The sequence below is a fragment of the Synechococcus sp. R6-7 genome (genome assembly GCF_047461695.1).
Taxonomy (GTDB): Bacteria; Cyanobacteriota; Cyanobacteriia; order Thermostichales; family Thermostichaceae; genus Thermostichus.
The window spans coordinates 1-2,237 of the sequence record NZ_JANSHS010000150.1 but is presented as its reverse complement, the minus strand read 5'-3'; the positions used below and the strand labels follow the sequence as shown (position 1 = coordinate 2,237).

Genomic DNA, 2,237 nt, shown 5'->3' with positions numbered 1-2,237 from the left:
AAAAAGCCTGCCTTATTACTCCGCAACACTGTCGTGACGGGGCAGGCCGAAGGGATCCAGAGGCACTTTTTGGGAGATGCAGGAGCTTTAGCTACGGGCCAGGGCGGATCCCAAAAGCAGAGCCATCACTGCCGGCACCAAGGCAATCGCCAGGATGGTGAAAACTTGTGCGTCCGTCATAACCAACTCCCTAACAGTGGAATTGCACAAAAGTTAGCCCCCTCACTCTACCGTAGCTTGAGGGGTAGCCTTGACACCGAGAAGAAAAGCTCAACATTCTTTACAAAGCAGCCCTTGCCCATCCCGCTTGACCGTGGCTCCCAGATCCTCTGCTTGGATCGATTGACATTCTCCCCACCCCTAAAGCTAGGGATTCTTTCTCAGTTTTGGGGTTTTACCCCAGGCAGAAAGGCCGGGGCCTGCGCTGCTGGTTTGCGGGTCATGCTACGATGTTGCTCCGCAACGCCGTCGCGACGGCGAAGCAGTTCTTGCCCATTCCTCCTGCGAAGTTCGGTCTTGGCGTCATCATGGTAGCTGCTCCACAAAGTCTGACCACCTCACGGGATAGCTTGGCCATCCTGGCGGAAACGGATCCCGTTGTTTACCGCCTGATCCAGCAAGAGCTCAACCGGCAGCGGGATCACCTGGAGATGATCGCCAGCGAGAACTTCACCTCTCCTGCCGTCTTGGCAGCCCAGGGCTCGGTGCTCACCAACAAGTATGCAGAAGGGCTGCCGGGCAAGCGCTACTACGGCGGCTGTGAGTTTATTGACGAGATTGAACAGCTGGCCATTGACCGGGCTAAGCAACTCTTCGGGGCAGCCCACGCCAATGTGCAGCCCCACTCGGGGGCGCAGGCCAATTTCGCCGTTTTCCTGGCCCTGCTGCAGCCAGGAGACACAATTATGGGCATGGATCTGGCCCACGGCGGCCACCTTACCCACGGCTCCCCGGTAAACGTCTCCGGCAAGTGGTTCCGCGTGGTGCACTACGGGGTGCATCCGCAGACGGAGCGGATTGATTTTGACCAAGTGCGGGATCTGGCCCTGCAGCACCGGCCCAAGCTGATCATCTGCGGCTACTCTGCCTATCCGCGGACAATTGACTTTGCCGCTTTCCGCGCCATTGCCGACGAGGTGGGGGCCTATCTTCTGGCCGACATTGCCCACATTGCCGGCTTGGTGGCCACTGGACATCACCCCAACCCCGTGCCCCTCTGCGATGTGGTGACCACCACTACCCACAAGACGCTGCGAGGGCCGCGCGGGGGACTCATTCTCACCCGCGACCCAGAATTGGGCAAAAAGCTGGATAAGGCAGTGTTCCCCGGCAGCCAGGGGGGGCCGCTGGAGCATGTTATTGCCGGCAAGGCGGTGGCCTTTGGAGAAGCCCTGCAGCCCAGCTTTGCCCAGTACTCGGCCCAAGTTATCGCCAATGCCCAAGCCCTGGCGGGATCCCTGCAACGGCGAGGCATTCGACTGGTTTCCGGGGGCACCGACAATCACCTGATGTTGCTGGATCTGCGCTCGGTTTCGGCGGTGCTGGAAAAAACTGGGGCGGCGGATCCGGTAATGACGGGCAAACGGGCGGATCGGCTGATGGGGGAGATCCACATCACCGCCAATAAGAACACCATTCCCTTCGACCCACAGCCGCCCTTTGTAGCTAGCGGCCTGCGTCTGGGATCCCCAGCCTTGACCACCCGCGGCTTGGGGCCAGTAGAATTTGAGGAAATTGGGGAGATCATCGCCGATTGTCTGTTTCAGCCTGAGGAGCCTGCTGTATTGGAAGAGTGTCGCCAGCGGGTGGCTCAGCTCTGTCGTCGTTTCCCCCTCTACCCCCACTTGGGATAACCGCAATCCTCGCCACGGCTTGCTATGCCCTACTTGGTTGCCTTTCTGGCTGCTGCCTGTGTGGTTCTGTGGGCAACCCCGGTGGTGAAGGCGGTCGGGATCCGCAGTGGCCAGTTGGACTTTCCCGACGAGCGCAAGATCCACCAGCAACCGATGGTGCGCCTGGGGGGGGTTTCCATCTTTTTTGGCAACTTGGTGGCCCTGCTGTTGCTCTGGGGAGCCGGAGCTTTTGGGGGCTTGCGCACCGAGCAGGAGTACGAGATTTGGGGGGTGACGATCGGTGGGGTTTTGTTTTTTTTGATTGGCCTGGCGGACGACCTGTTTCACCTGTCGCCTTTTTCCCGCTTGTTGATGCAATTCGGCGTGGCTGCTGCCGCCTGGGGG

At 59.9% G+C, this 2,237-nt stretch carries 2 protein-coding genes and 1 pseudogene; 2 read left to right on the top strand and 1 reads right to left on the bottom strand.

Annotated elements, in window-relative coordinates; genetic code table 11:
* Positions 1 to 87 precede the first annotated feature (87 nt).
* Positions 88 to 180, bottom strand: a complete 93-nt coding sequence (psaM, locus tag NW815_RS05160) for a photosystem I reaction center subunit XII (RefSeq protein WP_011434349.1) — start codon at positions 178 to 180, stop codon at positions 88 to 90.
* Between the two features lie 347 nt (positions 181 to 527).
* Between psaM and glyA the strand changes: the two genes are divergently transcribed.
* Together glyA and NW815_RS05150 are read left to right on the top strand one after the other, a co-directional pair.
* Entirely contained in the window at positions 528 to 1,853 is a 1,326-nt protein-coding gene (glyA, locus tag NW815_RS05155; RefSeq protein ID WP_414389373.1) for a serine hydroxymethyltransferase, read from the top strand.
* A gap of 24 nt (positions 1,854 to 1,877) precedes the next feature.
* Positions 1,878 to 2,237 (top strand): annotated as a pseudogene (locus NW815_RS05150) (undecaprenyl/decaprenyl-phosphate alpha-N-acetylglucosaminyl 1-phosphate transferase); the annotation flags it as partial.

Excerpts from the sequence above, each read along its gene's own strand:
- psaM (WP_011434349.1), bottom strand. The coding sequence starts at position 180 with ATGACGGACGCACAAGTTTTCACCATCCTGGCGATTGCCTTGGTGCCG.
- glyA (WP_414389373.1), top strand. The coding sequence starts at position 528 with ATGGTAGCTGCTCCACAAAGTCTGACCACCTCACGGGATAGCTTGGCC.